Origin of the sequence: uncultured Flavobacterium sp. (assembly GCF_937967675.1) — a bacterium.
In the GTDB taxonomy this organism is placed as follows: Bacteria; Bacteroidota; Bacteroidia; order Flavobacteriales; family Flavobacteriaceae; genus Flavobacterium.
Genome location: NZ_CALBSN010000069.1, coordinates 1 through 1,634 on the forward strand (window position 1 = coordinate 1; position 1,634 = coordinate 1,634).

The 1,634-nt window shown below is 36.0% G+C and carries 1 protein-coding gene and 1 pseudogene; one reads left to right on the top strand and one right to left on the bottom strand.

Going from position 1 to position 1,634, the window contains the following annotated elements; all coding sequences use genetic code 11:
• On the bottom strand, window positions 1-998 hold a 998-nt coding region (dprA, locus tag Q0075_RS04880), incomplete at its 3' end, for a DNA-processing protein DprA (RefSeq protein WP_297868534.1).
• A gap of 373 nt (window positions 999-1,371) precedes the next feature.
• Between dprA and Q0075_RS04885 the strand changes: the two are divergent.
• Window positions 1,372-1,634, top strand: a pseudogene (locus Q0075_RS04885) (SPOR domain-containing protein); the annotation flags it as partial.

Below are 1,634 nucleotides of genomic sequence, written 5' to 3' on the forward strand. Positions count from 1 at the left end.
GCGATGATGTCCATCATTTCTTTACCTGTTTTTTGAAGGTAATCGTAGATGATTTGCTCTTCATCGGTTAAGGTAACGAACAATTGTTTTTGTACTGCTTTTTGAGATTCTCGTTGTAATTCCCAATTCAAAATATACACCAAATCTGCTGCAGAAGTGAGCAAATTGGCGCGTTGTGTTTTAATCAAATTGTTGCAGCCTTGACTATATTTATCACTCGTTCTTCCTGGAACTGCGAAAACGTCTCGGTTGTAATCGTTAGCTAAATTAGCGGTTACTAATGAACCACCTCTTTCGGCACTTTCTATTACGATGGTAGCTTCGCTAATGCCGGCAACTATTCGATTTCGTTTGATAAAGTTTTCCTTATCGGGATTACTAGTACTCCAAAATTCGGTCAAAAAGCCGCCGTTTTGTTCCATTTTTGCCATGTACTTTTTATGGGTTTTCGGATAAATTTGATTTAATCCATGTGCTAAAACGCCGATAGTTTGTAAACCACAATCCATTGCCATTTGATGGGCATAAATATCCACGCCATAAGCAAAACCGCTAACAATTATTGGATTTAATGGTGAAATTTCTTCAATCAATTTCTTAGTAAATTCCATACCATATGTCGTGATTTGGCGTGTTCCGACGATACTAATGATTCTTTGGTTTTGTAAATCGATATTTCCGGCTTGGAATAAAAGTACGGGGCTGTCGTAGCAATTTTTTAGTCTTTCGGGATAGTTGTCTTCTTGAAAATAAGTAGTGGAAATATTTTCTTGTGCAATAAATTGGAGTTCCGCTTCCGCTTTTGCAAATACCGATTTGTCTTGTAAATTTTTAATTACAACCGAACCAATGCCGTCAATTTTTTGAAGTTGGGTTTTTTTTGAAGCGAAGACTTCTTCTGCGTTTCCGCAATGTTGGAGGAGCTTTTTAGCGATTACATCTCCTACTCCTTCCACTTGCATCAACGCAAGCGTATGGTATAATTCTGACTCTGTCATGGCGTGTATAAAATTTATTTGGCGTATAATTGAAGAACAAAAATAGTTCTTTTTAGCAATAATCCAAAGGTTTTTACCACATAGAAACATAGAAAATTATCTTAACCGCACAAGACATTCCATTTTACATAGAAAACAAAGACCAAGAAAGAAAATGAAAACCTAATTAGCCCTGATTGTAGTGGAAATCCTTTTTTTTGTTGCCTTCGAGAACCTCAGGCAACAAAAAAAAGATTGTAACGTAAAGTAGGAACATGGAAACCAAGAAAGCCTAAGCCATTCGCTTCCAATTATTTACAGTAAAAATCGCAATTGTTAATAATTTTTGTTGATAAAATTTTGATATTACTATTGATTATCTAACTTTGTTGTTATGCAGATAGAAAAACACATATCCGACTTATTATATCGTTATCAGTGCGTTACTGTTCCCGGCTTTGGTGCGTTTTTAACCGAAACTGTGTCCGCTCACGTTACTGGAAGCGCAAGTTCGTTTTTTCCACCTAAAAAAGTGGTTTCGTTTAATGCGAATGTAAAAAACAATGATGGTTTATTAGCGAATCATGTGGCATTACAAGAAAAAATGTCCTACGAATTAGCGGTAATCAAAATTGGTGATGTGGTGAACGAATGGAC